A 25963-nucleotide genomic window follows, 5' to 3' on the forward strand; every position below is an offset into this window, starting at 1 on the left:
CGGGACCGCGATTCAGTCGAGGTTCGGTTCGACGTCGTCGAGGTTCTTCCGGGCCGAGTCGAGGAGGAGTTTCCGCTCGGCGCGGGCGACGACGCGGCGCACCTCGTCCACGGCGTCGATGTTCGAGGAGAGCGAACTGATGCCCTTCTCGACGAGGAACTTCGCCATGTCGGGGTGGGAACCGGACTGCCCCGTGATGGTCGTGTCCACGTCGTGTTCGTTACACGCCTCGATGACCTCCGCCATCGCTTCGAGGATGGTCGGGTGGAAGTCGTCGAAGCGGTCGGCGACCTGCGCGTTGTTGCGGTCGACCGCCAGCATGAACTGGACAATGTCGTTGGTGCCGAGGGCGACGAAGTCGATGCCCTCGTCGATGATTTCGTCGATGGACCGGATGCTGGCCGGCGTCTCGATCATCGCGCCCCAATCGTGTTTGTCCCGGTCGATGCCGACTTCGTCCATCAGCTCTCGCGCCCGACGCACGTCCTCTGCGTCGTTGGGAAGCGGGAACATGACCTCGACGTTGTCGTAGCCCATGTCGTGGAGGCGCTTGAACGCCCGCAGTTCGAGCTTGACCATCTCCGGCTCCTTGAGGCTCCGTCGGATGCCGCGGTAGCCGAGCATCGGGTTGTGCTCGTGGGGTTCGTTCTCGCCGCCTTCGAGCTCCGCGAGTTCGTCAGTCGGGGCGTCGAGCGTTCGGGCGCGTACCGGGCGCGGGTAGAACGCGTCGGCCACCTTCCGAATCTCCTCGGAAATCTCCTCGACGAAGGCCTCCTCGCCGTGGTCGGCGACGTACTTCTCCGGCGTCTTGCTCGTCGAGAGCAGGATGTGCTCCAAGCGGAGCAGGCCGACGCCGTCGGCGCCGGTGTCGGCGGCGCGCTGGGCCGCGTCCGGGATGGAGACGTTCACTTTGACCTCCGTCGCCGTCGTCGGCGCGGACCCGGTCGGCACCTCGCGGTCCTCGTCGATGTCGGCTTCTTCGACGTCCGTCGAGTCGTCCTCGGGTTCCGCGACGACGACAGTCCCTTTCTCGCCGTCGAGCGTGATGCGCTGGCCGTCCGTGAGGGCGTCCGTCGCGTCACCACAGCCGACGATGGCGGGGACGCCGAGTTCGCGCGAGACGATGGCCGCGTGGGAGGTCATCCCACCCTCGTCGGTGATGATACCCGCCGAGCGCTTCATCGCCGGCACCATGTCCGGCGCCGTCATCTCGGTGACGATGACGTCGCCTTCGTCGATGCGGTCGGCTTCCTCGATGTCCTCGATGATCTTGACCGGCCCCGTCGCAACGCCGGGACTCGACCCATAGCCCGTAGTCAGTTCTGTGCCCGGTTCCTGCTCCTCGTCGACTGCCGCGCTTTCGTTCGCCATTTAAATCTCGCCAATGCCCATGACTTCGTTCGTCAGTTCGATGCTCTCCTCCGCGTCGGCGTCGCCCATCATCGCTCGGATGGCGTCCACGTTCTCCGGCACCACGTCGCTCTCGCGGTGGATGGACTGGAAGAGGTGGAGCTGGTTGCCCTGCTCGACGGTGATGGAGTCCTCGAAGATCTGGTTCTCGTAGAGGTTCATGCGGTCGCGCCCGCGGTCGAGGGCGAACTCTTGGAGTTCCCACCCCGAGTCGATGCCGAGGTCGCCGTCGATGACGTGGATGCGCGACTGGGACGCGAGCAGGTCACGGACCTCTTCGGCGCTCACGTCCTCGCCGAGTTCTACGTTGATGCCGTGGAAGTGGTGACGCACCGTCGGCACCTTCATCCCCATCGTCGTAATCGGGCCCATATCCGGAATCACTTCCAGCGCGTCCGGGCCGTGGTGTGAAGGAAGCGTGACGGGGTCTGCAGACGTGACCGCGTGCTCGCCTCGGCAGCGAACGAGCGTGATGCTCGCGCGGTCGACGCCGTACTCCTCGTGCAGGGGCGCGAACATCCGGTTCAGCCCTGTCGTGTTACAGGAGACGATGCGGACGTAGTCCTTGTCCGTCGCCTCGTCGTAGTTGGCTCGGGCGGTGAAGCTCGCGTCCGCCACGTCCGCGCCCTCGCCACCCTGGAAGAGGGCGGGCGTGTCGTGTTCCTCGTAGATGGGGCGATACTCCGCGCCCATCCCCGCCGGCGTCGCGTCGGCGACGATGTCGCTCGCGTCGATGAGGTCGTGGATGTCGCCCGCGACGTCCATGCCGACGTCCTCCCATCGGTCGTGCCGACCGTCGGGGACGTAGATGTCGTAGCCGCGGTCCGCGGCCGCGTCCGCCGTGTGGTTCGGACTGGCTTTCCCGATGCCGACTAACTCCATGTCGGGCATCGAATTTACTGCGTCGGCAACCCGCTTGCCGATGGTACCATAGCCGTTGACGCCTACGCGTATCATACCGGTCGTTGACCTCAACCCCATATAGTGGCGACGCACTGCGCATATTTTGCATGAACTTTCGTCTTTAACCATGAGGGACGCAGAGAGAACACGTCAGCCACCGCGGCGCTCTCCAATTATGAACGATCCGAAACAGCAGGTCTCGTCCCGTGGTATCCGCATTCTAGGTGTCTTCGTCGTCGCCTATCTCCTGGTCGGCTCCTACCTCTACTTCTATCTCAAACCGCCCGACATCGTCTTTATCGCCTACGGGATTTTGAGCTGGGTGGGTGGGATGCTCCTGTTCTACTACCTCCACACGACCTACATGGCGCAGTTCGACCCCTGACCGGCCAGTCCCCGCCCGTCGACTCACTCCCTATTTATCAGTAACGTTCATTTACTTTACCGGCAGTATTCTTCAGTATCATTCATTTTAATCATGGTCGTTGATTACCTCGTTAAATATATTGGGGTACAGCCATAACTTGCTAGCAGAACGATGGCCGCCGTATCCGATCTGAATCAGTGGGGAACCGAGACGGGAGGACAGGTAAGCGACGCCCGCGTCGCTCTCGGCACTGCGATGGTGGTCACCATCGCCGCCGTCGCCGCTGCCGGGGAGTTCCTCGGTCCGGCCGCCGCCGGGCAGGCCGCCGCGGCGATGCTGCCGGTCGTCGCCGTCACGATGTTCCGCGCACCGCTCGACAGCTGTTCGATTTACGCGTCGCTCCGATAACCCGTTTCGTCTCTAAGAACCGTTCCGCATCGACTATCTCGCTCGCGACGACGACGGTCGCGACGTCTGATTCTTCAGGAAAACTATCAATCTGCGCCGTCGCGCGTCTCGCTCAGATGTTCCCAGATTTCCGTGCAGCCAGCCCCAGCCTCGACGTCGGAGAGGTGGTTGTGCTCTTCGGCGTCGTCGTCTCGCTCGGCGTCGACCTGCGCCGACGCAGTCGCGGTCTCGCTTTTCTCGGTCATCGATATTCCATACGTGTCTCCCCCGTATAAGGCCGTCTTCGCACGTAATCACTACCCGTTCTCCCGCATGGAGGCGCTCCTTTCCGGTATCCGTGACGGGGGAGATTCGGGTGAATCGGTCGCAGTCTGTCGATTCGTTCGCTCTCGGTCCCGAAACCGCGTCTGACGACCGGCAAACACGACGCGTGTCGACGGCCTTACCGACCCTGGCCCCTTAGCATGCGACATGACGACCTCGGTTCACCAGCTCGACGACGGCGCCTGGGTCAGCGTCAACGACTCCCGCGAAGTGAACGTGAGCGACCTCTGGCGGCTCGCACGCCACGATTTCTGCCGTTGCCGACTCGCCGACTTCCTCGTCGAGGGCTTCGTCGAAGTCGCGCCCGACGGCGCCGACGTCGAGGCGCGGGTCGCCGGGCGGTGCATCCAGTGCGGTGCGAGCGGCGTCACCGACTGGCTGACGCTCGGCCGCGTCGATCCGGAGACCGACGAGTTCCGGCCTGTCGTCCCCGAGAGCGTTCACGTCCCCGGTCGACGCTCCCGTCTGGCGACGCCGCCCTGACGGCTCGTACATAGCGACAAATATTGCCACCTATCCGGAGAGCCGGGGAAGGTTGACGAGGTGCCGGACCGTATATGTGCAGGCCTGCACTAGCTAGTTATGCCGTCTAAGGTCGAGCGCTGGAAAGACGAAGCCTACGGGATGGAGGTACGTGACCACCTCCTCCGATTCGCCGAGGAAGGCTGGGACGCCATCCCCGAGGACGAACACGACGCCTGGTTCGAGCGGTTCAAATGGTGGGGACTGTACCACCAGCGGAAGGGTCAGGAGAGCTACTTCATGATGCGCATCGGGACGCCGATGGGCCGCATGACCCCCGAACAGCTTCGAACCGTGGGCGAAGTCGCGAAGAAATACGCCACCGGCCCCGTCGACAACCCCGAGTTCGGCGAGGCGTACGCCGACTTCACCACTCGCCAGTCGATTCAGCTCCACTGGATCAAAGTCGAGGACATCGCCGACATCTGGGAGGAACTCGAATCGGTCGGCCTCTCCACGATGCAGGCGTGTGGTGACTCGTGGCGCAACATCGTCGGCTCGCCCGTCGCCGGGCGCGACGCCGACGAACTCATCGACGTCTGGCCCATCGTCCAGGAACTCCACGAGACGTTCAAGGGCAACGACCTCTACGCCAACCTGCCCCGGAAGTGGAAGGTCGCCATGACCGGCGACCGCCGCGGCTCCGGACAGGGTGACATCAACGACCTCGCCTTCGAGCCTGCGACCAAGGAAATCGACGGCGAGGAAGTCGTCGGCTTCAACGTCCACGTCGGCGGCGGCCTCGCCCGCAAAGAGCCGCGTTTCGCTCGCGATATCGACGTCTTCTGCCGTCCCGAGAACGCCGCCGACATTGCTGGCGGTCTCTCTGCACTCTTCCGTGACTACGGTGACCGCGAAGACCGCTTCAACGCCCGCATCAAGTTCCTCGTCGACGAGTGGGGTCCCGAGAAGCTCCGCTCGGTCCTGCAGGAGGAGTACGTGGACTACGAACTCCCCACCGCGGGCGAGGACCTGCGCGACGAGTACGACTACAACGCCGGCCGCTCGGACGCCCCCGGCGACTACGTGGGCGTCCACGACCAGAGCGACGGCCAGAACTTCGTCGGTCTCTCCGTCCTCGTCGGGCGCATGGGCGCCGACGACGTCATCGAACTCGCCGACCTTGCCGACGAGTACGGCTCCGAGATGATCGGTCTGACCCAGCGTCAGAACGTCATTGTCGGCGACATCGCCGACGAGGACCTGGACAATTTCCTCGGCGAGGACCTCCTCGACGACTACTCGCCCGACCCGCACCCGTTCATGCGCGGCTCTATCGCCTGTACGGGCACCGAGTACTGCTCGCTCTCTATCGTCGAGACGAAAAATCGGATGGTTCGCTACGGGCGCTGGCTCCGAGACAACGTGCCCGTCCCCGAGGGCGTCAACGATTTCCACATCCACCTCTCGGGCTGTACCGCCTCGTGTGCCCAGCCCCAGATTGCCGACATCAGCCTGCGCGGCATGAAGACGCGCAAGGACGGCGACGCAGTCGAGGCGTTCGACGTCGGCCTCGGCGGTGGCCTCGGCGAGAACCCGCAGTTCGCCGACTGGGTGAAGATGCGCATCCCGGCCGACGAGATTCCGGGCTATATCGCCAACCTGCTCGAAACCTACGAGGCAGAGCGTGAGAGTCCCGAGGAGTCCTTCCGTGACTTCGTCGCCGCTCGCGACGAGGACGAACTCGCGGCCCTCGCCGACGGCGAGGAGACGAGCTACGAGGACCCGTACCTCGGCAACACGAAGATGACGTGGTACCCCTACGCCGAGGACACGTCGATGGACGCCTCCCCCGCCCCGACGGACGGGACGGGCGAATCCCTCCCCTCGGACGACTAACATGGCCGACCGCGTGATGAAGGTCAACGCCTTCACGACGTTCGACCTCCTCGACGCCAGCGTCGAGGGGCACGGCTTCGAGGAGGAGGCCTTCGCCACGCTCAACGTGCGCACGGCCCGCGAAGACCCCGAGGAGATTACCCTCGAACTCGAACTCGACAACACCCAACTCGAGAACGTGCCGGCCCACGCCGACCGCGTGACGCTCTCGGCCGACGAGGCGCGCACCTTCGCGACCGAACTACAGAAGGCCGCAGAGCGCGTAGACGACACCGACCAATGACCGATCAGGCGCTGATCGTCGCGGCGCACGGCTCCCACCGCAACCCCGATTCGGCGACGCCGACGTACGCCCACGTCGATGCCATCCGGGAACGGGGCTGTTTTTCACAAGTTCGCGAAGCGTTCTGGAAGGAGGCACCCGCGTTCCGGGACGTGCTCCGCACTGTCGACGCCGACGAAACCTACATCGTCCCGCTGTTCGTGAGCGAGGGCTACTTCGTCGACCAGGTGCTCCCCCGGGAGTTCGCCCTCGGCATCACCGACGCCGCCGGCACCGACCACGAGTCCGAAATCATCTACACCGACCCCGTCGGAACCCACCCGGAGATGACCGACGTGGTCGCGGCGCGCGCCCGTCGCTATCTCGACGACGACGTGGACGAGTCCGAGACGGCACTCGCCGTCATCGGCCACGGCACCGAGCGCAACCCTAACAGCGCCGACGCCATCTACAATCACGTCGACGCGCTCCGCGAGACGACTGACTTCGCGGAGGTCGACGCGCTCTTCATGGACGAAGCGCCGTACGTCGACGACGTACTGGATGTCTTCGACGCCGACGACATCGCCGTCGTCCCCCTCTTCATCGCCGACGGTTTTCACACCCAAGACGAGATTCCGGAACTCCTCGGCATCACCGACGACCCCCGCTCCGGCTACCCCGTCCCCGGCGAGGTGTCCGGGCGGCGAATCTGGTACACCTCGGCGGTGGGCACCGACCCCCTCATGCCCGAGGTACTCCTCGAACGCGCCGCCGATGCCGGGGCGGATATCGACCACACCGTCGAGACGGAGACGCCCGTTCGCCCCGACGCCGGTGAGGCGTTCCGCTCGTGGGTCGACGACGCGCCGACTCGGGCGTGGGGCGACCTCTCGATTCGCCACACGGACGCGGGCTACGAGCTCCGACACCGCACCGACCGCGACGCCGGACGCGCGGCACTCGAACGGCGCGCCCCCGACGGCTTCCGCGAGTTCGTCCGCACCGACGACGACGGCCGATACCGACCCTTCGCGGGCGAGCAATCGCTCCCGACCGGGTGGGTGCTCACCGACCTCGACGCGTCCGGTCTCCTGCGCGCCGTATCGACCGTCTACCCGGCCGCCGTCGAGACGTGGCACGACGACCCCGAGGCCGTCCCCTACCGCGAGACGGCGGCCCGTCAGACCGGCATCTACGAGCGAGTCTCGAACCTCTCTCGCGAGGAACTGGTCGACGTGACGACTGCGGTGTGTGGAAACTGCGCCAAGCGCCGCGACTGGGACGAGTCCGACGACGACTCGCTCCCCGTCGAACGCGGCGAGGGCGAGCTCCCCTGTCGCGAACCGTGTTCGTTCCTCGTGGCCGCGGCCCGCGAAGTCCTCGTGGACGAACCCACAGACGAACAGGCTCCCGACCACCCCGATTCCGACGTGCCGCCGGGCGACCTGACCGACCCGGCCAACCGCTATCGGGTCCGCTACCGGCAGGCACGCGACGCTCCCGAACCAACCCACTGATGAGTACGACCACCACCGGAACCGTCTACCTCGTCGGCGCCGGCCCGGGTGACCCCGACCTGCTGACGGTCAAGGCCCGGCGCTTGCTCGACGAAGCCGACGTCGTCCTCCACGATTCGCTCGTGGGCGACGGCGTCGTCGAATCGATTCCTGACGGCACGCGCGTCGAGAACGTCGGCAAGCGCGCCGACGGCGAACGCACGCCGCAGGCAGAGATAAACGACCGCCTCGTGCAGGAGGCCCGCGCCGGGCGCGACGTGGTGCGCCTGAAGGGTGGCGACCCCACCATCTTCGCCCGCGGGGGCGAGGAAGCCGAACACCTCGCCAACCACGGCGTCGCCTTCGAAGTCGTCCCCGGCATCACCAGCGCCATCGCCGCGCCGGGCGTCGCGGGCATCCCCGCGACCCACCGCGACCACGCCTCGACGCTCGCCGTCGTGACGGGTCACGAAGACCCCACGAAGGCTGACAGCGCCCTCGACTGGGGTGCGCTGTCTGACCTCGTCACCGCCGGCGGAACGCTCGTCATCCTGATGGGCGTGGGTCGACTTCCGGACAACGTCGACGCCCTCAGCGAACACGGCGTCGCCGCCGACACGCCCGTCGCGATGGTCGAACGCGCGACGCTCTCGGACGAACGCGTCGTCACCGGCACCCTCGACACAATCGTCGAGCGAGCGGACGAAGCGAGCGTCGACCCGCCCGCCGTCACCGTCGTCGGACGAGTCGTCGGCGTCCGCGAGACGGTCGCGCACTGTCTCGGCGGGTCCGACGCGCTGGCGGACGTGTCCGTTTCCGCCAGCCCCGAGGGCGTCGTGGAGGTGAATCGCCAATGAGCGAGGAGTGGCCGCTCAAGCGCCTGATGACCGAGGTGGTCGGTTCCGGCACCAAGTCCGCGGAGGACATGACCCGCGAACAGGCCGCCGAGGCCATGCGCCGCATCTTCGACGACGACCCCGACCCGACGACGCTGGGCGCCTTCTGGCTGGCTAACCGCTGGAAGCACAACACCGCCGAGGAACTCGCCGCCTTCACCGACGAGATGTGTGACCGGGTGGAGTACGCCACGCCCGACGCCGACCCCGTCGACTGCGGCGCCAACTACGACGGCAAGGGTCGCTCCGCAATCCTGGGCGTCGCCGCCGGCGTCGTCGCCGCCGCGGCCGGCACGCCCGTCGTCGTCCACTCGGGCGACCGCGTCCCCACGCAGAAACAGGACGCGTACAAGCACGTCCTCGACGAACTCGACGTGGCGACCGAACTCACGCCCCAGGACTCCGCGGAGATGGTCGACGAGACTGGCTTCGGCTTCTACTACCAGCCAGCCTTCAACCCGGCCGTCGCCGACCTGTTCGACCGCCGCGACCAGATGGGCGTGCGAACGTTCGTCAACACGGTCGAGACGCTCGCCAACCCCGCCGGCGCGAGCGTCCACCTCGGCTCGTTCTACCACCTCTCCTTCGCGAAGAAGGTGGTCGATACGTTCGAGGCGAGCGAGACGCACGACCTTGACCGCGTCATCATGTTCCAGGGGATGGAGGGGTACGACGACATCCGCCCCGGCTACACCAAGGTCGCCGACTGGTCCGCCGACGGCACCTTCGACGACTTCGAAATCGAGACGGCCGAGTACGGCATGGACTTCGAGGAGGCGGACCTCCACGTCGACAGCGTGGCCGCCGACAGCGCGCGCTACACGCGCGAGGTACTCGACGGCGACCGGACTGACCACTGGCGCGACGCCGTCGCGCTCAACGCCGCGTTCCGCATCTACGCCGGCGGCGACGCCGACTCCCTTGACGCCGGCCTCGACGCCGCGCGGACGGCCATCGACGACGGCTCCGCCGCCGCCGTCCTCGACGACCTCCAGTCGTTCTGAGAACGCGCTGAGCGCACGCCTTTTACTCGCCCGCCCCAACTCTCGTCCATGAGCGACGACGTACTCCGACCGAGCGACATCGGCGATTCCGATGCACCGCCGGTCGAGGACAAGCCCTACAAGATAATCTTCGAGGCGAACAAGTGCTTCGGAGCGGGGAAATGCGCCGAAGTCTCTTCGAACTGGGACCTCGACCTCTCGACGGGGCTCGCCCGCCCGAAGACGTACTACGTCGGCGAGGACGACCTCGACCACAACGTCCGCGCGGCGGAAATCTGTCCCGCCAAGAAAGGAAAAGGCGTCATCCACGTCATCGACCGCCGGACCGACGAGGAAATCGCCCCCGACCCCGAGGGCGACGGCACGCTGAGCGTCGACTGGTAGTCAGCGCTCGGCGTCGACGACGGCCGCGACGGCGTCGCGGACGGCCTCCTCGTCGCCCGTCTGCGCGGCCGTCCACACCTCTTCTGCCTCGGCGGCGGCCCGAATCGCGTCGCGGCGGCGTTCGGGGTCGACGCCCTCGGCTTTCATGGCTTCCCGTGCCTCACTCACCGCCGTCGCGACGAGGCCCGCGCCCGCGACGACGGACTCCAGTTCCCGGCGGAGGTGGCGACTCACTGCCGGACTGGACCCGCCCGTCGTGACGGCGACGCTCACGGGGTCGTCCTCGACGGTGGCGGGGACGACGACGCTCCGCCGGTCGCGCGCGCCGCTCTGGTCGGCGCGGTTGACGAGAATCCCGGCCTCGGTCGCGGCGCGTTCGATGGCCGCGTTGAGCGCCGTGTCGTCCGTGGCGGCGACGACGAGCATCGGGTCCGCGGCGTTGACCCACGCCTCGATGTCTTCGGGCGTCGGCGCCGCGCGGACGAACTCGCTCGCGCCGAAGTCGGCGTCCGCGAAGGTCGGACTGACGACGACGACGCGCGCCTCGCGGGCGAACCGGCGGGCTTTCCGGGCGCCGACGCTCCCGCCGCCGAACACAAGCACCGTTTCGCCCTCGAAGTCGTGAACGAGCGGAATCACACACCCACACCTCGCTGGCTGCCGTGAAAAACCGTCGGTCGTTCCCGAATCGTTTTGTCGTGGACTCCGTATCCGGACGTATGTTCCGCCGCGTGCTCGCGTGGTTCGGCGTCGGTGACGACGCCGATTCGGACCCCGACCTCGACTGGGCCGACCCCGACGTCGAATACGGCGGGGACGGTCCCACTCGACGCTACACGTGCCCGGAGTGCTCGGCGACCATCGAGGGCACCGGCCCCGACGAGCAAGTGACCTGTCCGGCCTGCGAGACGGCGTTCAAGGGCGTCCTCGTGCCCGACGCCGCGGTCTGTCCGGACTGTGGCTCGCGGATGGACGATATCTCCTTCTACCCCGAGACACGCCGCGACACGGAGCACGCCGCGTGTTCGACCTGCGACTACCGGTGGGAGAGCGACCCGCGGCGTTAACCCTCGATTAGCGTCGTCTCGTCGCTCTCGGCGTGGCGAAGCGTCACGTCGTGGCGCGTGTGGCGGGCGTGTGTCTTCGCCCACCGGCGCACCGCGCTCTCCGACAGTCGCTCGACGCCGTCCGGGCAGTTCCGACACGTCGCGCGCCACGTCGACACGTCGTCGGGGTAGTGGCCCGTGTGGCGTTCGTGGTCGAGAGCGAACTGTTCGACGGCGCGATTCCCCGCCATCAACTCGTCGAGTTCGTACGAGAGCTCCCACTCGCGTCCACACCGCTCACAGGTGACGATTGGGTCGGTATCTGACACGCGCGGGGGTACGGTCGCGACGCTCTTGAACGTGCCACCTCGAAAGGGGGGTGGGCCATGGCAGGGGGGGGAAGCCACGGCCCGGAAATCGGCGATTAATCGTCCACCGGCACGACGATAATCGACGTGTGGGGTGCCTCCACTAACCGGCGGACGGGGTAATACTCGAATCCGCCCGTGGTAATGTTTTTCATTCGCTGCCGCAGTCTTCGCTGGGCCGAGACGACTGTAATCGACGGACGGTGGGCTGGGAGTTAGAACAGCCCGGTGATATTACCGTCGTCGTCGACGTCCATCCCCTCCGCGGCGGGTTCGGCGGGGAGGCCCGGCATCGTCAGCACGTCGCCGGTGAGGACGACGACGAAGCCAGCGCCCGCGTCCGGGTAACACTCCCGAACCGTGAGCGTCCAGTCGTCTTTCGGCGCGCCCTTCCGCGTCGGGTCGTCTGTCGTCGAGTGCTGGGTCTTCGAGAGACAGACGGGCATGTCGCCGTAGCCCTGTTCCTCGAGGCGCTCCAGGTCGTCCTGCGCGTCATCGGTGATGTGGGCGTCCTCGGCGCCGTACACCTCCGTCGCGACGGTTCGAATCTTCTCCTCCAGGCTCGCGTCGAGGTCGTAGAGCGGTTCGAACCCGCCCTCGTCGCTGTCGGCGAGGTCTTTTGCCGTCTCCGCGAGTTCCGCGGCACCCTCGCCGCCCTTGTCGAACGCCTCGCTGACGACGACCGGGTATCCCTGTTCTTCGCAGTGGTCGATAATCGCTTGAATCTCCGCGTCCGTGTCCGTCGGGAAGCGGTTGATGGCGACGACGAAGGGGACGTTGAACTTCTCGATGATGCCGGCGTGGTGGTCGAGGTTGACCATCCCGTCGCTGACGGCCTCGGGGTTCGGCTCTTTCAGCTTCTCGTAGTCGGTCGGCCACATGTCCAGCCCGTGGTATTTCATCGACCGAACGGCCGTCGTCAGGACGACGGAATCGGGCGAGACGCCACGGCGCGAGACAATATCGCCGAACTTCTCGAAGCCGAGGTCCGCGGCGAAGCCGGCTTCGGTCACCAGATAATCGCCGAGCGAGAGGCCGAGTTTATCCGCGAGCAGGGAGTTCGTCCCGTGGGCGATGTTGGCGAACGGACCGCCGTGGACGAACGCGGGCGACCCCTCGATAGTCTGGACGAGGTTGGGGCGGAGTGCGTCCTTGAGGAGCATCGCCATCGCACCCTCGATGCCCAGGTCGTCGACGGTGACCGGATTGCCGTCCGGGTCGTACGCGACGATCATGCGCGCGAGGCGCTCTTTCAGGTCTGCGAGCGAGTCGGAGAGACAGAGGACCGCCATCACTTCGGAGGCGGCGGTGATCTGGAAGCCCTCCTCGCGCGGCGGGCCGTTGGTCTGGCCGCCGAGGCCCACGACTACGTCGCGGAGCGCCCGGTCGTTCATGTCGAGCGCGCGCTTCCAACTCACGTTGTCCACGTCCACGTCGAGTTCGTTGCCGTAGTGGACCTTGGTGTCGAGCGTCGCCGAGACGAGGTTGTGCGCCGTCGTCAGCGCATGGAGGTCACCCGTGAAGTGGAGGTTGATGTCCTCCATCGGGAGCACCTGCGAGTGGCCGCCGCCCGCGGCGCCGCCCTTGATGCCGAACACCGGCCCGAGCGACGGTTCGCGAACCGCGACGACGCTCTGCTCGCCGAGGTGGTTGAGTCCCTGCCCGAGGCCGACGGTCGTGACCGTCTTCCCCGCGCCCTTGGGCGTCGCCGTCGTCCCCGTCACGAGGATGAGTTTCCCCTCGTCGGCGTCGCTGAGCGTTCGCTGGATGGCGTCCTGTTCGATCTTCGCGATGCCGTTCCCTTGCGGATCGAGGTCGTCCGGTTCGAGGCCGAGGTCGCCCGCTACGTCCTCGATGGGCCGCGTCTCCGCCGCCTGCGCGATCTCCATGTCCGTCGGTACGTCCTCGCTATCCGCGTCGTCCGAGGTCATCTACGGATGCTACACCACCACTGCATATGTAAGCCCCGACGCTGGCGATTTTCACATCATTTTTCGACATCCAGAAGCGCGACGCGTTCCGCCACGAGGTCGGCGAGGTCACCGTCGGTGACGCCGAGTTCCGCGTCGGTCACGTCGAAAAACGCCCGCACTCGCTCGGCGTCGGTGTCGTCGAGCGTCGACGCCGGGTCGAGCCATCCCTCGACGGTCGCCGCCGCGGCGTCCTCGTCGCCCTCGCCGCTCACGACGACGGCGAGTGGCGTCCGCCCCTCACCGACGCCCATCGTCAGCGCGTCGTCGATTTGGCGACGCCCCGCCGCGTACAGCATGATTTCGACCCCGCGGTCGCGGGCGACGTTCTCCCCGCGCGCGATGGCGCGGTCCGCGAGTTCGACCGCGCGCTCCAAATGTCCGCGCCCCACGACGTAGCGGGCGTCGAACGCCTGTATCGTCACGCCGTGGTCGTCGGCGACCTGCCCCAGTCGCGACAGGAAGTCGTCCACGTCCTCGATGTCCGCGACGCCCTCGACGACTCTCATTCGAAATCACCCAGACTGGCCTGCTGGTCGCTCGCCGACGCCGCTGGCGCGTCGGCGTCGGTCGCCTCGTCCGCCTCGTCGTCGGGCGCAACGCCCCCGTCCGCGTCCACGTCGTCCATCGACGGGTCGCGCCGCCCCGCGTTTTCGAGGATTCGCTCGGCCGTCCGCTCGCGCCCCCGGAGCGCCCCGAGGACGGTCGACTTTTCTGCCTCTCGGAGGTCCGCGCGGCTCTCCACGCCTGCTTCGAACAGCCGACGAGCGCGCTTTCGGCCGATACCGCGAACCCCCGCCAAGTCGAGGAGTTCGTCGCGGACGCCGTACTCGACGCGCTTTTTCGCCTCGCGGACGGCGACCACGCAATCTAGGTCAAGGTCGGTCGCCAGACGCTCCGCCGCGCCGAGCAACCACTCCGCGGTGTCGACTTTCCCCCGGATGTCGCCGGGACCGACGCCGTAGCGGTCGGTGAGGCGGTCCTCGTCCACCTCGCGCGTCCAGTCTTCGAGCAACTTCGCCGTCTTCAGCGCCGAGAGCCACTCCTCGAAGCGCACGTCCTCGAACTCGGAGGGGACACGACCGAGAAACTCCGTCTCGCGTTCGTAACAGAGTTCGGTGTACGTCTCGCGGTCCCCCGACTTCAGGTAGAGTTCGTACATGTCCGGGGTGCGGCAGACGAGGTGATAGAGGCCGAGGGGGGTTGGGTCGTCGGCGTCCTGGAGGCCGTCGACGATTTCCGCCGCGCTCATCGGGTCGAGGTAGAGTCGCGAGACGGTGTGACCGAGGTTGGTTGCCGTGATGGTCTCGCCATCTCGCTCCACGAAGTCGTTGGCGACGAGATACTCGATGGTCGAATCGACGACCGAGGCCAGCTGCCCCGAGTCGTCGCTCGCTTGCGTCGCGTACAGCGTCCGGTCGAGGAATTCGAGCAAGCCCTCGCGGGTGCGGGCGAACCCGGAGGCGACCGTCGCGAGCAGGTGGGTCCGCATCGCGGGTTCGCGCGCCAGCTTCGAGGAGACCGGCTCCGGGTCGGCCTCGACGTAGCGGTCGAACAGTTCGTCCATCGTGTCGTGGTCGTCCGCGAGGAGGACGGCCTCGCCGTACGGGTCGAGGCCGGGACGCCCCGCGCGCCCGAACATCTGGTGGACTTCGAGCGTGTCGAGCGGTTTCATCCCCCCGAACTCGCCGTCGTAGCGCCGCCAGTCGCGGACGATGACCCGTCGGCTCGGCGTGTTGACGCCGGCGGCGAGCGTCGGCGTCGCGCAGATGGCCTTCAACAGGCGGTCGCGGAACGCGTCCTCGACGAGCGAACGGTGGTCGGCGGCGAGGCCGGCGTGGTGGAACGCGGCCCCCTTTCGTACGACTGCGGCGAGGTCGTCGCTCGTCTCGGTGTCGGAGACGGCCGCCACCTCGTCGGCGATGTCCGCGAGTTCGGCGCGTTCGTCGTCGGTCAGGTGCGCCTCCGTCACGTCGCTCAGTCGGCGCGCCGCGGCCTCGGCGTTCCGCCGCGAGTTGACGAACACGAGCGAGGAGCCGTCTTCGTCGAGGGTGTCGTCCACGAGCGCCGCGGTCGGTCGCTCGCCTCGCCCCACCGGCACCTCGCGTTGGCTGTCGTCGTCGAAGGTGATGGCGTCGCCGTAGTGGACGCCGGTCCGGAGGTCGACCGGGCGCCAGTCCGATTTCACCAACTCGGCGTCCAGCCAGTCGGCCACCTCGTCGGCGTTGTCGACGGTGGCCGAGAGCGCGACCACCTGCAGGTCGGCGGCGATGCGCCGGAGTTTCGCGAGCGTCACCTCCAGCGTCGGGCCGCGGTTCGGGTCGTCGACGAGGTGGACTTCGTCGGCGACGACACAGGTGAGGTCCTCTATCCACGGCGCGCCGTTGCGAACCAGCGAGTCCACCTTCTCGCTGGTCGCGACGACGATGTCGCGGGACGCCAGCCACTCCTCGCTCGACTCGTAGTTGCCGGTGGAGATGCCCACGTCGATGCCGAACTCGTTCCAGCGCTCGAATTCGGCCTTCTTCTCGCTGGCGAGGGCGCGAAGTGGGACGACGTAGAGCGCCTTGCCGCCGCGTTCGACGCTCGACAGCATGGCGAGTTCCGAAATCAGCGTCTTGCCGCTGGCGGTCGGCACGCTGGCGACGAGGCTCTCGCCCTCGGTGACGCCGGCGTCGACCGCTTCGGCCTGTGGCGGATAGAGCGCCTCGATGCCCGACTCGCGGAGGAAGTCGGGGACGCCCGCCGGCAGGCCGGGGATGTCCACGGGGTTCATTTCGTCTACCGAACCTTGGCGCGTCCCGGCGTTTAACCTGTCGGGTCGGGGTCGGCCGAGCCGCGGGTTTAACCCCGCCCGGCGGTAACGGATACGCATGTCAGAGACCGACCCCGACGCCCCTGACATCGAGGACCTCGTCGGTGTCGAGGAACCCAGCTTTCAGCACGTCCTCAGCTGTGTCTTCGGTATCGAGGACCACGAGAGTCGGGCCTATCTCGCCTTGCTCGACGCGCCGGACAGTACCGTCGCCGAACTCGCCGACGCCCTCGACCGCGACCGGAGCAACGTCAACCGCTCGCTGACGACGCTCCTCGACAAGGGGTTGGCCGAGCGCGAACGCCGCCTACTCGACCCCGGCGGCTACGTCTACCAGTACACCGCGACGCCGCTTCCCGAGGCCAAGGAGATGCTCCACCAGACCCTCGACGCGTGGGTCGTTCGCGTCCACGACGCCATCGACGACTTCGGTACCGAGTGACGCGGAACCCCCCCGTTTTTCACGCCGTAGGCCCTCCCTCCGCTAATGAGTCTCGACCTGACTGCGGACACTCCCTCGGCACCGGCCGTCGCCGACGACGGCGTCTGGCTCGCGTGTATCGAGTGCGGTGAGACGTTCGCCCCCTTCTCGGCGATTCGCTACACCTGCGACCACTGCGACGGACTGCTCGAAGTCCGGTACGACGACCCGCCCACCTTCGACGACTTCGAGGGTCGCGGCGTCTGGCGCTATTCCGCCGCACTCCCCTTCGAGATGGGCGTCTCGCTCCCCGAAGGCGACACGCCGCTTCATCACGTCCCCCGTCTCGAAGAGGAGATTGGCATCGAGCGTCTCCGCGTCAAACACGAGGGGATGAACCCGACCGGGAGTTTCAAAGACCGCGGCATGACCGTCGGCGTCCGCGTCGCGGAGGAACTCGGCGTCGACCGCCTCGCCTGCGCGTCCACGGGGAACACGAGCGCCGCCCTCGCGGCTTACGGTGCCCGTGGCGGCATGCCGACGCTCGTCTTGCTCCCTGCGGGGAAAGTCGCCGCCGGCAAAATCGCGCAGGCGGCGCTTCACGACGCCCGCATCCTCGAAGTCGACGGCAACTTCGACGACTGTCTCGACATCGTGCAGGACCTCGCCGCCCGCGGCGAGGTGTACCTCCTCAACTCGCTCAACCCGTTCCGCCTCGAGGGCCAGAAGACCATCGGCCTCGAAATCTTAGAGGAGTTCCACGCCGACCACGGCACGTATCCGGACCGCATCGTCCTCCCCGTGGGCAACGCGGGCAACACCTCGGCGCTCTACAAGTGCTTCCGCGAACTCGTCCAGAGCGGCGCGCTCGACGCCGACGACGTGCCGAAGCTCACGGGCGTGCAGGCCGAGGGCGCCGCGCCGATGGTCGAGGCAATCGAGGAGGGCAACGACGAGGTGCGTCGCTGGCCCGACGTGGAGACCATCGCCACCGCCATCCGCATCGGCAACCCGGTCAACGCGCCGAAGGCGCTCCCGGGGATTCGACAAACCGGCGGCACCGCCGTCTCCGTCACCGACGAGGCCATCACCGACGCCCAGCGCTCCCTCGCGAGCGAGGGCGTGGGCGTCGAACCCGCTTCCGCAACCTCAATCGCCGGCCTCCGAAAGCTCCGCGAACAGGGCGTCGTCGACGACGACGAACAGGTCGTCTGTCTCACCACGGGGCACCTCCTCAAGGACCCCGACGCCGCCTTCGCTGCGGGCAACAAACCGGAGAGCGTCCCGAACGACACCGAGGCCATCCTCGACCACATCGCGGAGTAGCGCGGCTCCACGGGATGTGACGGGACGAAAAACAGTGGGCTACCCCGTGCCCGTGCGGTCGGTTTCTTTCAGGCGCCGATGTCGGGGTCGGCGGCCAAGTCGTCGAAGCCAGCGAGGCGGTAGGCGCGCGAGTCCGTGCAGTCCTCGTTTTCGGCCGCCAGGTCGCCGATGGCCAGGTCGTAGCGGTGCGCGAAGCCATCGTAGTCGTCCGTCGCCTCGACGGCGTCGAGGAACGCCTCGGCGGTCAGGTCCTCGTCTTCCTCGTTGCGGTAGGCGGCGGCTTTCTCGGCGGCGGCCGCGGCCGTCTCCTCGTCGGCGCCGAAGCGGTCGGTGAACGCGTCACGAACTGTTGTCTCGAAGTCGTCGCTCATGGACGACTGTCGGCGACGTGCGCCCCTATACGTTTCGTCCGACGACCGTCTGACGAGACTTTTTGATGGTGTGACAACTAGACACATGCATGGCACCTACCGGGTTCCCGACTGGCACCGTGAGCAGCGGCCGCGAGGAGTCCGAGACCGGTCGCCGGCCCACGCAGAGCGCCGACACCGACCTCGAAACGCGCGTCGTCGAACTCGAACGCGAGAACGCGGCGCTCCGCGACGCCCTCGAGCAACAGCGTCGCGAGAACGAGCGCATCGTCGAACGGTACGAACGGTTACTGGACCAAGAGCGCGGCGGGGACGAGGCGCCGTCCCGAGACGAGACGCCCGCGGACCCCGCCGACGCCGGCGCCCTCGCCCGCGTCGCTCGCTTCTTCGGCGTGTAGGCTACTCGTCGTCGTCGTTGCCGAGCGTAATCTGTTTCACGTCGATGATTCGCTCGTCGGCGCGAATCGTCGCCGCGGCGTCTTCCGGCACCGGCGAGTCGAGGTTGTACACCGTCATCGCTTCGCCGCCCAGCGTCTCGCGGCCGTTGAACATCCCCGCGATGTTGACGCCGTTGTCGCCGAGAACTGTCCCGATGAGGCCGAGGACGCCCGGGCGGTCGTAGTTGCGAACGACGAGCATCTGCCCGTGCGGGACGGCGTCGACTCGGTAGCCGTCGATGCGCACGATTCGGGGGTCGTCTCCGGTAAAGAGCGTACCGCAGACGCGCACCGAATCCGTGCCGTCGCCGACGGTGACGGTGACGAGACTCTGGAAGTTCTCGCTCTGTCGCGTCTTCTCCTCCGTCACCTCGATACCTCGCTCCTCGGCGATTTTCGGGGCGTTGACGGCGTTGACCTGCCACTCCAGCGGTTCGAACACGCCCTTGAGCGCGCTCGCGGTGACGAACTCCACGTCTTCCTCCGCGATGTCGCCCTCGTAGCGCACCCGGACCTCAGAAATCCGTCCCTCGAACATCTGGGCGGCGACTTTCCCCGCCGTCTCCGCGAGGTCGATGTACGGCTGGACGCGGGGGAACGCGCTCTCGTCGATGGAGGGGGCGTTGAGCGCGTTCGCGACGGGTTCGTCGTCGAAGGCGGCGACCACCTGGTCCGCGATGCTCGTGGCGACGTGTTCCTGTGCGGCCTCCGTCGACGCGCCGAGGTGGGGCGTGACGACGATGTCGTCGACCGACAGCAGCGGGTTGTCCGGGTCGACGGGTTCGTCCGCGAACACGTCGACGGCGGCGCCGGCGAGGGTGCCGTCCTCGACGGCCGCCGCGAGCGCCGTCTCGTCGACGACGCCACCGCGCGCGCAGTTGACGAGATAGCCGCCCTCCAGCAACGCGAGCTCGTCCTCGGCGATCATTCCCTCCGTCTCCGGCGTCAGGGGGGTGTGGACCGTCAGGAAGTCCGCGCGCTCCAGACACGCCTCGAACTCGACGAGTTCGGCGCCGAGCTGGTCGGCGCGCTCCTCGCCGATGTAGGGGTCGTAGGCGACGAGGTCCATCCCGAGCGACCCGAGGCGTTTCGCCACCTCTTGGCCGACGCGGCCGAGGCCGACGACGCCCAGCGTCTTGGCGTTGACTTCCGTGCCGAGGTAGTCGCCTTTCGCCCACTCGCCGGCGCGGAGGCGGGCGTGGGCCTGCGGGATGGAGCGGGCGGTGGCGAAGGTCATCGCCACCGTGTGCTCGGCCGCCGCCCGGACGTTCCCCTCGGGGGCGTTGGCGACGATGACGCCGTGGTCGGTCGCAGCGTCGATGTCGATGTTGTCGACGCCGATGCCCGCCCGCCCGACGATGACGAGGTCGGGCGCCGCCTCGAACACCGCCTCGGTCACGTCCGTCCCGGACCGCACGATGAGCGCGTTGGCGTCTGCAACGGCGTCGAGCAGGGCGTCCCCCTCGACGTCGTAGGCCGTCTCGACCTGGTGGCCCGCCGCCCGCAGGCGGTCGAGGCCCGCGTCCGCTATCGGGTCCGTGACGAGTACCTTCATACTCGAATCGAACGACGGATGGCTGTTAAGGGTTTCCAAGAACCGGCTCGCGGCGGGAGATTCAAATCCTCCGACGGCGACGATGACGTATGCGACTCGTCGCGTTCGACTTCGACGGCACGCTTTCGGACTCCGAGATGACGGTCCTCCTCGGCGAGCAGTGCGGCGTCGCCGACCGGATGGCCGACGTGACCGAACGGGCGATGAACGACGAGATAAGTTACGCCGAGAGCCTGCGGGAGCGCGCCGGCCTCCTTGACGGCCTCAGTCTCGCGCGGGCGGACGACGCCTTCGCACAGGTCCGCCTCCGCTCGGGCGCCGCCGACGTGCTCGGACGCCTCCACGACGCCGGCCACCACACCGCCATCCTCACCGGCGGCTTCGAACGCGGCGTCGAGGCGGCGCTGACGCGTGCCGGGGTCGAAGAATACGTCGACACCATCGTCGCCAACCGCCTCCCAGCGGCGGACGGGAAACTGACTGGCGAGGTGGAGGGACCGCTGGTTGAGGGGACGAAAGACGAGGCGCTTGAGTCGTTGGCCGAGGAGGTGGACGTCCCCCTCTCGCGGACCGTCGCCATCGGTGACGGTGCCAACGACCTCCCGATGCTGGAGGTGGCCGGCCTCTCGGTCGGCTTCCTCCCCAAACCCGCCGTCCGGCCCGCCTGTGACGTGGTGGTCGCGTCGATGGACCGCCTCGGCGAGGTGTTCGAGGAACGGGACCTGCTCTAAGTCGCGGCGTCGATGGCCTGCTCTAAGTCGGCGACGATGTCCTCGACGTCTTCGAGTCCGACCGAGAGCCGAATCATGTCGGGCGTGACGCCCGCGGCCTCCTGTTCTTCGTCGGTCAGCTGCTGGTGCGTGGTCGAGGCGGGGTGGATGACGAGCGTCTTCGCGTCGCCGACGTTGGCGAGCATCGAGGCGAGTTCGAGGTTGTTGGCCGTCTCCTTCGCCGCCTCGTAGCCGGCTTCGAGGCCGAAGGTAATCATGCCGCCGTAGCCACCCTCCAGATACTCGCTGGCCATCTCGTGAGTCTCGTGGGACTCCAAGCCGGGATAGTTCACCCAACTCACGTCGGGATGGTCCTCCAGATACTCGGCGACGACCATGGCGTTCTCGCAGTGCCGTTCCATCCGCATCGGGAACGACTCCAGTTTCTGCGTGGTGACCCACGCGTCGAACGGTGACTGGGTGTTGCCCAGGTCACGCAGGCCGCGGGCGATGGCGGCGTAGGTGAAGCCCGCGGGTGCGAACGTCTCGTGGAAGTTGATGCCGTGGTACGCGGGATTGTCCGCGGCAATCTCGGGGTAGTCCTCCGCGTACTCGTCCCACGGGAAGGTGCCGCCGTCGACCAGAATCCCGCCGACGGTCGACCCCGCGCCGTGGAGCCACTTCGTCGTCGAGTTCCACACGAGGTCCGCGCCGTGTTCGAGGGGCCGGCAGAGGTAGGGAGTGGCGAAGGTGTTGTCGACCAGTAGCGGGACGCCGTGGTCGTGGGCGATGTCAGCGATGCGCTCGATATCGGGCGTCACGAGCGCCGGGTTCCCGATGGTTTCGAGGTGGACGTAGGCGGTGTCGTCGTCGATGGCCTCCTCGTAGGCCTCGTAATCCAGCGTGTCGACAAAGCGCGTCGTGATGCCGCGGCGCTCCACCGTGTGGGTGAGGTAGGTGTACGTCCCGCCGTAGAGCGCCGACGCGGTGACGATGTTATCGCCCGCTTCGGCGAGGAGGAACGTCGCCAAGTCGAATGCGGCCATCCCCGACGACGTGGCCGCGGCGCCCACGCCACCCTCCAGCGAGGCCAGTCGCTCCTGAAGCGTGCCCACGGTGGGGTTCATCAACCGCGAGTAGATGTGGCCCTCCTTCTCCAACGCGAACTGCTGGGCCGCGTCCTCGGCGTCGTCGAAGACGTACGAGGTGGTCTGGTAGATTGGCGGCGCCCGCGCACCCGTCGCGGGGTCGGGGTCCTGTCCTGCGTGGAGGCTTCGCGTGTAGAATCCGGGACTGTCGTCGTCTGCCATACCCCCCCAATTGCACCGCCTCCATCCTAAAACCGCTGCCGAACGTCATCGAAGAAACAAAATGAATATTCGTGCCTCTATCGACGAAAAATTGAAAATAACAAAAACTAATTCGCGATTTAGGATCAGGTATATCTAGAAATACTAGGATTATCAAGACATGCATACAGAGAGTTAAGTACTCGGAATCGTTGATGTACTCACACGATGTTCGAGATAACGGTCGAAACGGCGCTGACGGGATACGGCGAAACGGTATCACCCACGACATCCGCGAACGAGGCGGCAGAGCGACTTCGGGACCCCGACGTTCCGTTGCTCGTCGTCGAGGACGACGGCGTCGAGGGCGTCGTCACCGAATCTGACTTCGTGGCGATGGTCGCCGAGACGACTGACCCGGTGCCGGTGTCGGAACTTATGTCCGACCCGCCGGTCGCGGTGTCGCCGACGACGCCGCTCGAGACAGTCGTCGACGAGATGCGCACGTACGGCGTCAAGCAGGTGTTGGTCGTCGACCAGGGCGAGTACTGGGGCTTCGTCTCGACGGAGTCGGTCGACCCCCACCTCGCCGACGACACCATCGAGGTGTCGTGGAACGGGTCGCCCACGCGAATCGACGCGTCCGCGGGCGGCGCGGTCAAGACCGCCAGCGACTGAGTCCGTGTCCCTCGCTGGCGTGTCTTGCCTTATCTTTGTTTCATGATTTCCATTCCCATATTAGGTCAGTAAAGGTACTACTACACGTACATACAGAGATTAAAATGGATGGCGCCAATCGATAGAAGTATGATGCAATCCCTTGCAGCCGAGATGGCCCTCACGGGTTACGGCCGCACCGTTTCGCCCGACGCCTCCGCGACCGAGGCCGCTCGCATCCTCCGCGACTCCGACGTGTCCCTCCTCGTCGTCGAGGACGACGGCGTCGAGGGCGTCGTCACCGAATCTGACTTCGTGGCGATGGTCGCCGAGACGACCGACCCCGTGTCGGTCTCCGAAATCATGTCGTCGCCGCCGGTCGCGGTGTCGCCGATGACGTCGCTCGAGACAGTCGTCGACGAGATGCGCACCCACGGCGTCGAACGCGTCTTGGTCGTCGACGAGACGCCGCAGTCCGCCGACGAGTACTGGGGCTTCGCCTCCATCCGCTCGGTTGCCGAGCACACCACCGAGGAGACGGTCGACCTGACGCAGGTCACGCCCTCGGCCGACGCCGACGCGCCCGCTACCTCCATCACGAGCGACTAAGCGGCCACTTCTTTCGAGACCATCCTTTTCGCGCCGAATCTCCTGCCTAGCGACGCCTCACCCGCCGAACAGCGAGTTGTGGACCGGCGCGAAGTCGTCGCTGTCCGTCTCTTCGTCCGCTTCGGCGGTGTCGTGGATGGCGCGACCCTCCAGTCCGGCCGCGAGGAAATCGCGGAGCGGCGGCCCCACCTTCTCCGGTTCGACGAGGAAAGCGTCGTGGCCGTGGTCGGATTCGACGACGTGGTGGGCGACCGGCACGTCCGCGCTCCGGCACGCTTCGGCGACCGACTCCGACTGCGCGACCGTGAAATGCCAGTCGCCGGTAAAGGACATGACGAGCGCTTCGCCCTCGTAGGCCGCAAGAGCGTCGGCGTCGCTCTCGTACCCCTCGCTGAGGTCGTAGTCGTCCATCGCCCGCGTGAGATACAGGTACGAGTTGGGGTCGAAGCGGTCGACGAACTTCTCCGCCTGGTAGTCGAGATAGGACTCCACCTCCCGGTACGGGAAGTAGCCCGCGGCGCGGTCGGCGGGGAAGGAACGCACGGCGTCGCGGCCCGCCGCGCGCCGCCCGAACCGCTCCTGCATCGACGTCTTCGAGAGGTACATCACGTGGCCAATCTGGCGGGCGAGTGCGAGGCCGTCGGTCGGTGGCTCGGACCCGTAGTAGTCGCCGCCCTGCCAGTCGTCGTCGCTCGTGATGGCGCGGCGGGCGATGGCGTCCAGCGCGAGACACTGGGCGTCGAGACGCGCCGCCGCCGCGACGGGGACGATTCGCGCCACGTCGTCGGGGTACTGGACCGCCCAGTCGAGGACGTTCATGCCGCCGGCGCTCCCGCCGACGACGGCGTGCAGGCGCCCGACGCCGAGTTCGTCGAGGAGGCGTCGCTGGGCCCGCGTCCAGTCGCTCACCGTCACGGGCGGGAAGTCGGTGCCCCACGGGTCGCCCGTCTCCGGGTTCTCCGACGCCGGCCCCGACGACCCGTAACAGGAGCCGGGGACGTTGGCGCAGACGACGTAGTACTCGGTGGTGTCGATGGCCTTCCCCGGGCCGACGATGTCGTTCCACCACGCTCGGGCCTGTCCGGACGTGCCCGCGACGCCCTCGCTCGCGACGTTCTGGCTTCCAGTGAGTGCGTGACAGATGAGGACCGCGTTGCTCCCGCCGTCGGCGTGGGCCTCGAAGTCGCCGTACGTCTCGTAGGCAATCTCTAGGTCGTCGATGGACTCGCCACACTCGAAGGTGAACGCGCCCAGACTCCGCGTGCCGCTCTCGACGGAGGTCATAGCCCTCGTTCCAGGTCGGCGATGATGTCGTCGGCGTCCTCCAGTCCGACCGAGAGTCGAATCATGTCGGGCGTGACGCCGGCCGCGCGCTGTTCCTCCTCGCTCAACTGCGAGTGCGTGGTGGAGGCGGGGTGGATGACGAGCGTCTTCGCGTCGCCGATGTTGGCGAGGAAGCTCGCCAGTTCCACCGTCTCACACAGCTCCTTCGCGGCTTCGTAGCCGTCGGCGAGGCCGAAGGTGACCATGCCACCGTAGCCGTTGAGGTACTTCTCGGCCGTGTCGTGGGTCTCGTGGGAGTCGAGGCCGGGGTAGTTCACCCAGCCAATCGCGTCGTGGTCGTTGAGGAACGCCGCGACTCGCTCCGCGTTCTCGCAGTGGCGGTCCATCCGAAGCGGCAGGGTTTCGAGTCCCTGTAGGGTCGCCCACGCGTCGAACGGCGACTGGGCGCTGCCGAGACTGCGCAGGGACCGGTAGCGGACGGCGGCGGCGAGCGCTCGGTCACCGAAGCGCTCGCTGAAGTCGAAGCCGTACGCCGGGTTCTCGCCCGCGAGTTCGGGGTAGTCCGCGTCGGGGTGGTCCCACGGGAAGGTGCCGCCGTCGACGAAGACGCCGCCGAGCGTCGTCCCCGACCCGTGAATCCACTTCGTCGTCGACTCCCAGACGGCGTCGGCCCCGTGTTCGATGGGGCGACACAGGTAGGGGGTGGCGAAGGTGTTGTCGACGACGAGGGGGACGGCGTGGTCGTGGGCGATGCCGGCGATGCGCTCGAAATCCGGCGTCATCAGCGACGGGTTGGCGATGGACTCGACGTGGACGAATGCGGTGTCCTCGTCGATGGCCTCGGCGTAGGCGTCGTAGTCCAGCGTATCGACGGTCCGGAACTCGATGCCCCGGCGCGACGCCATCTTCGAGAAGTAGGTGCTCGTCCCGCCGTACATGTCCGCGGAGGCGACGACGTTGTCGCCGGCGGCGGCGAGCATGCTTGTCCCCGCGTCGAGGGCGGCCATCCCTGACGCCGTGGCGACGGCGTCGGTACCGCCCGACAGCGACGCGAGTCGGCGTTCGAGGGTCCGGACCGTCGGGTTCGAGAACCGCGAGTAGATGTTGTCCTCGACGTCGAGGCGGAAGCGTTCGGCCGCGTCTTCGGCGTCGTCGAAGACGTACGATGTCGTTTGGTAGATTGGCGGCGCTCGCGCACCCGTCGCCGGGTCTGGCTCCTGCCCAGCGTGGAGGCTCCGGGTGTGAAAGCCATCAGTCATGTGTGTAGCGCATATTTCTCTAATAACT

At 67.1% G+C, this 25963-nt stretch carries 27 protein-coding genes and 3 pseudogenes; 17 read left to right on the top strand and 13 right to left on the bottom strand.

What is annotated here, in order from left to right:
- Positions 1-12: 12 nt before the first annotated feature.
- Positions 13-1356: pseudogene (locus BLU18_RS10385) on the bottom strand (putative PEP-binding protein); the annotation flags it as partial.
- A gap of 15 nt (positions 1357-1371) precedes the next feature.
- The gene (locus BLU18_RS10390) at positions 1372-2367 is read right to left on the bottom strand and encodes a type II glyceraldehyde-3-phosphate dehydrogenase (protein WP_092634754.1); all 996 of its coding nucleotides are present in this window, start codon (positions 2365-2367) and stop codon (positions 1372-1374) included.
- A gap of 121 nt (positions 2368-2488) precedes the next feature.
- On the opposite strand from BLU18_RS10390, the gene BLU18_RS10395 reads away from it, so the two are divergent.
- The gene (locus BLU18_RS10395) at positions 2489-2698 is read left to right on the top strand and encodes a hypothetical protein (protein ID WP_092634756.1); all 210 of its coding nucleotides are present in this window, start codon (positions 2489-2491) and stop codon (positions 2696-2698) included.
- Between the two features lie 153 nt (positions 2699-2851).
- Positions 2852-3088 carry a hypothetical protein gene (locus BLU18_RS10400; protein ID WP_092634758.1) on the top strand — a complete coding sequence of 79 codons (237 nt, stop codon included), beginning with the start codon at positions 2852-2854 and terminating at the stop codon, positions 3086-3088.
- Between the two features lie 86 nt (positions 3089-3174).
- Here the strand turns inward: BLU18_RS10400 and BLU18_RS14915 are convergent, their stop codons facing one another.
- A complete protein-coding gene (locus BLU18_RS14915; RefSeq protein ID WP_176791229.1) occupies positions 3175-3333 on the bottom strand; it encodes a hypothetical protein in 159 nt (52 codons plus the stop codon).
- Between the two features lie 226 nt (positions 3334-3559).
- On the opposite strand from BLU18_RS14915, the gene BLU18_RS10405 reads away from it, so the two are divergent.
- From BLU18_RS10405 to BLU18_RS10435, 8 genes and pseudogenes are all read left to right on the top strand, one after another.
- On the top strand, positions 3560-3895 hold the full coding sequence (locus tag BLU18_RS10405) for a DUF8134 family protein (protein ID WP_092634760.1): 336 nt from the start codon (positions 3560-3562) through the stop codon (positions 3893-3895).
- A gap of 99 nt (positions 3896-3994) precedes the next feature.
- The gene (locus tag BLU18_RS10410) at positions 3995-5773 is read left to right on the top strand and encodes a nitrite/sulfite reductase (protein ID WP_092634763.1); all 1779 of its coding nucleotides are present in this window, start codon (positions 3995-3997) and stop codon (positions 5771-5773) included.
- A gap of 1 nt (position 5774) precedes the next feature.
- Positions 5775-6056, top strand: a complete 282-nt coding sequence (locus BLU18_RS10415) for a DUF6360 family protein (RefSeq protein WP_092634765.1) — start codon at positions 5775-5777, stop codon at positions 6054-6056.
- A pseudogene (locus tag BLU18_RS15115) lies at positions 6053-7168 on the top strand (CbiX/SirB N-terminal domain-containing protein); the annotation flags it as partial. The gene BLU18_RS10415 and the pseudogene BLU18_RS15115, both read left to right, overlap by 4 nt.
- 24 nt (positions 7169-7192) lie before the next feature.
- Positions 7193-7555 (top strand): annotated as a pseudogene (locus BLU18_RS15260) (CbiX/SirB N-terminal domain-containing protein); the annotation flags it as partial.
- Positions 7555-8391, top strand: a complete 837-nt coding sequence (gene cobA / locus BLU18_RS10425; protein ID WP_092634769.1) for a uroporphyrinogen-III C-methyltransferase — start codon at positions 7555-7557, stop codon at positions 8389-8391. The pseudogene BLU18_RS15260 and the gene cobA, both read left to right, overlap by 1 nt.
- Entirely contained in the window at positions 8388-9434 is a 1047-nt protein-coding gene (locus tag BLU18_RS10430) for an anthranilate phosphoribosyltransferase (protein WP_092634772.1), read from the top strand. The genes cobA and BLU18_RS10430 overlap by 4 nt, the downstream gene beginning before the upstream one ends.
- A gap of 48 nt (positions 9435-9482) precedes the next feature.
- Positions 9483-9818 carry a ferredoxin gene (locus BLU18_RS10435; protein ID WP_092634774.1) on the top strand — a complete coding sequence of 112 codons (336 nt, stop codon included), beginning with the start codon at positions 9483-9485 and terminating at the stop codon, positions 9816-9818.
- On the opposite strand, the gene BLU18_RS10440 is transcribed toward BLU18_RS10435, so the two are convergent.
- Positions 9819-10457, bottom strand: a complete 639-nt coding sequence (locus BLU18_RS10440; RefSeq protein ID WP_092634776.1) for a precorrin-2 dehydrogenase/sirohydrochlorin ferrochelatase family protein — start codon at positions 10455-10457, stop codon at positions 9819-9821.
- A gap of 80 nt (positions 10458-10537) precedes the next feature.
- On the opposite strand from BLU18_RS10440, the gene BLU18_RS10445 reads away from it, so the two are divergent.
- The gene (locus BLU18_RS10445; RefSeq protein ID WP_092634778.1) at positions 10538-10885 is read left to right on the top strand and encodes a YfgJ family double zinc ribbon protein; all 348 of its coding nucleotides are present in this window, start codon (positions 10538-10540) and stop codon (positions 10883-10885) included.
- Here the strand turns inward: BLU18_RS10445 and BLU18_RS10450 are convergent.
- From BLU18_RS10450 to BLU18_RS10465, 4 genes are all read right to left on the bottom strand, one after another.
- Positions 10882-11193: a DUF8062 family protein gene (locus BLU18_RS10450; protein ID WP_092634780.1), complete on the bottom strand. Its 312-nt coding sequence runs from the start codon at positions 11191-11193 to the stop codon at positions 10882-10884. The two genes, BLU18_RS10445 and BLU18_RS10450, sit on opposite strands and share 4 nt — an antisense overlap.
- A gap of 254 nt (positions 11194-11447) precedes the next feature.
- Positions 11448-13163, bottom strand: a complete 1716-nt coding sequence (locus BLU18_RS10455; protein WP_092634782.1) for a formate--tetrahydrofolate ligase — start codon at positions 13161-13163, stop codon at positions 11448-11450.
- A gap of 56 nt (positions 13164-13219) precedes the next feature.
- Complete coding sequence (gene cgi121 / locus BLU18_RS10460) at positions 13220-13711, bottom strand: KEOPS complex subunit Cgi121 (protein WP_092634784.1); 492 nt, start codon at positions 13709-13711, stop codon at positions 13220-13222.
- Positions 13708-15978 (bottom strand): ATP-dependent DNA helicase, encoded by a 2271-nt coding sequence (locus BLU18_RS10465; RefSeq protein ID WP_092634786.1) that lies wholly within the window; start codon positions 15976-15978, stop codon positions 13708-13710. Before BLU18_RS10465 ends, cgi121 begins: the two co-directional genes overlap by 4 nt.
- Positions 15979-16075: 97 nt before the next feature.
- Here BLU18_RS10465 and BLU18_RS10470 point away from each other — a divergent pair, with 97 nt between their 5' ends.
- Entirely contained in the window at positions 16076-16459 is a 384-nt protein-coding gene (locus tag BLU18_RS10470; RefSeq protein WP_092634788.1) for a helix-turn-helix domain-containing protein, read from the top strand.
- 45 nt (positions 16460-16504) lie between these two features.
- Positions 16505-17764: a threonine synthase gene (thrC, locus tag BLU18_RS10475; RefSeq protein WP_092634790.1), complete on the top strand. Its 1260-nt coding sequence runs from the start codon at positions 16505-16507 to the stop codon at positions 17762-17764.
- 68 nt (positions 17765-17832) lie between these two features.
- Here thrC and BLU18_RS10480 read toward each other — a convergent pair whose 3' ends face one another.
- On the bottom strand, positions 17833-18135 hold the full coding sequence (locus BLU18_RS10480) for a hypothetical protein (protein WP_092634792.1): 303 nt from the start codon (positions 18133-18135) through the stop codon (positions 17833-17835).
- A gap of 89 nt (positions 18136-18224) precedes the next feature.
- Here BLU18_RS10480 and BLU18_RS10485 point away from each other — a divergent pair, with 89 nt between their 5' ends.
- Complete coding sequence (locus BLU18_RS10485; RefSeq protein WP_092634794.1) at positions 18225-18533, top strand: hypothetical protein; 309 nt, start codon at positions 18225-18227, stop codon at positions 18531-18533.
- A 1-nt stretch (position 18534) separates the two neighbouring features.
- Here the strand turns inward: BLU18_RS10485 and serA are convergent, their stop codons facing one another.
- Positions 18535-20127: a phosphoglycerate dehydrogenase gene (gene serA / locus BLU18_RS10490; protein ID WP_092634796.1), complete on the bottom strand. Its 1593-nt coding sequence runs from the start codon at positions 20125-20127 to the stop codon at positions 18535-18537.
- Positions 20128-20216: 89 nt separating this feature from the next.
- Here serA and serB point away from each other — a divergent pair, with 89 nt between their 5' ends.
- A complete protein-coding gene (gene serB / locus BLU18_RS10495; protein ID WP_092634798.1) occupies positions 20217-20858 on the top strand; it encodes a phosphoserine phosphatase SerB in 642 nt (213 codons plus the stop codon).
- On the opposite strand, the gene BLU18_RS10500 is transcribed toward serB, so the two are convergent.
- On the bottom strand, positions 20855-22147 hold the full coding sequence (locus BLU18_RS10500; RefSeq protein ID WP_092634800.1) for an O-acetylhomoserine aminocarboxypropyltransferase/cysteine synthase family protein: 1293 nt from the start codon (positions 22145-22147) through the stop codon (positions 20855-20857). The two genes, serB and BLU18_RS10500, sit on opposite strands and share 4 nt — an antisense overlap.
- 207 nt (positions 22148-22354) lie before the next feature.
- Here BLU18_RS10500 and BLU18_RS10505 point away from each other — a divergent pair, with 207 nt between their 5' ends.
- Positions 22355-22804: a CBS domain-containing protein gene (locus BLU18_RS10505; protein ID WP_092634802.1), complete on the top strand. Its 450-nt coding sequence runs from the start codon at positions 22355-22357 to the stop codon at positions 22802-22804.
- Positions 22805-22933: 129 nt separating this feature from the next.
- On the top strand, positions 22934-23392 hold the full coding sequence (locus BLU18_RS10510; protein ID WP_176791230.1) for a CBS domain-containing protein: 459 nt from the start codon (positions 22934-22936) through the stop codon (positions 23390-23392).
- Positions 23393-23449: 57 nt separating this feature from the next.
- Here the strand turns inward: BLU18_RS10510 and metX are convergent, their stop codons facing one another.
- Positions 23450-24676 carry a homoserine O-acetyltransferase MetX gene (gene metX, locus BLU18_RS10515; protein ID WP_092634807.1) on the bottom strand — a complete coding sequence of 409 codons (1227 nt, stop codon included), beginning with the start codon at positions 24674-24676 and terminating at the stop codon, positions 23450-23452.
- Entirely contained in the window at positions 24673-25935 is a 1263-nt protein-coding gene (locus tag BLU18_RS10520; RefSeq protein WP_092634809.1) for an O-acetylhomoserine aminocarboxypropyltransferase/cysteine synthase family protein, read from the bottom strand. The genes metX and BLU18_RS10520 overlap by 4 nt, the downstream gene beginning before the upstream one ends.
- Between the last annotated feature and the right edge of the window lie 28 nt (positions 25936-25963).

The organism is Haloplanus vescus (assembly GCF_900107665.1).
Classification (GTDB): domain Archaea; phylum Halobacteriota; class Halobacteria; order Halobacteriales; family Haloferacaceae; genus Haloplanus; species Haloplanus vescus.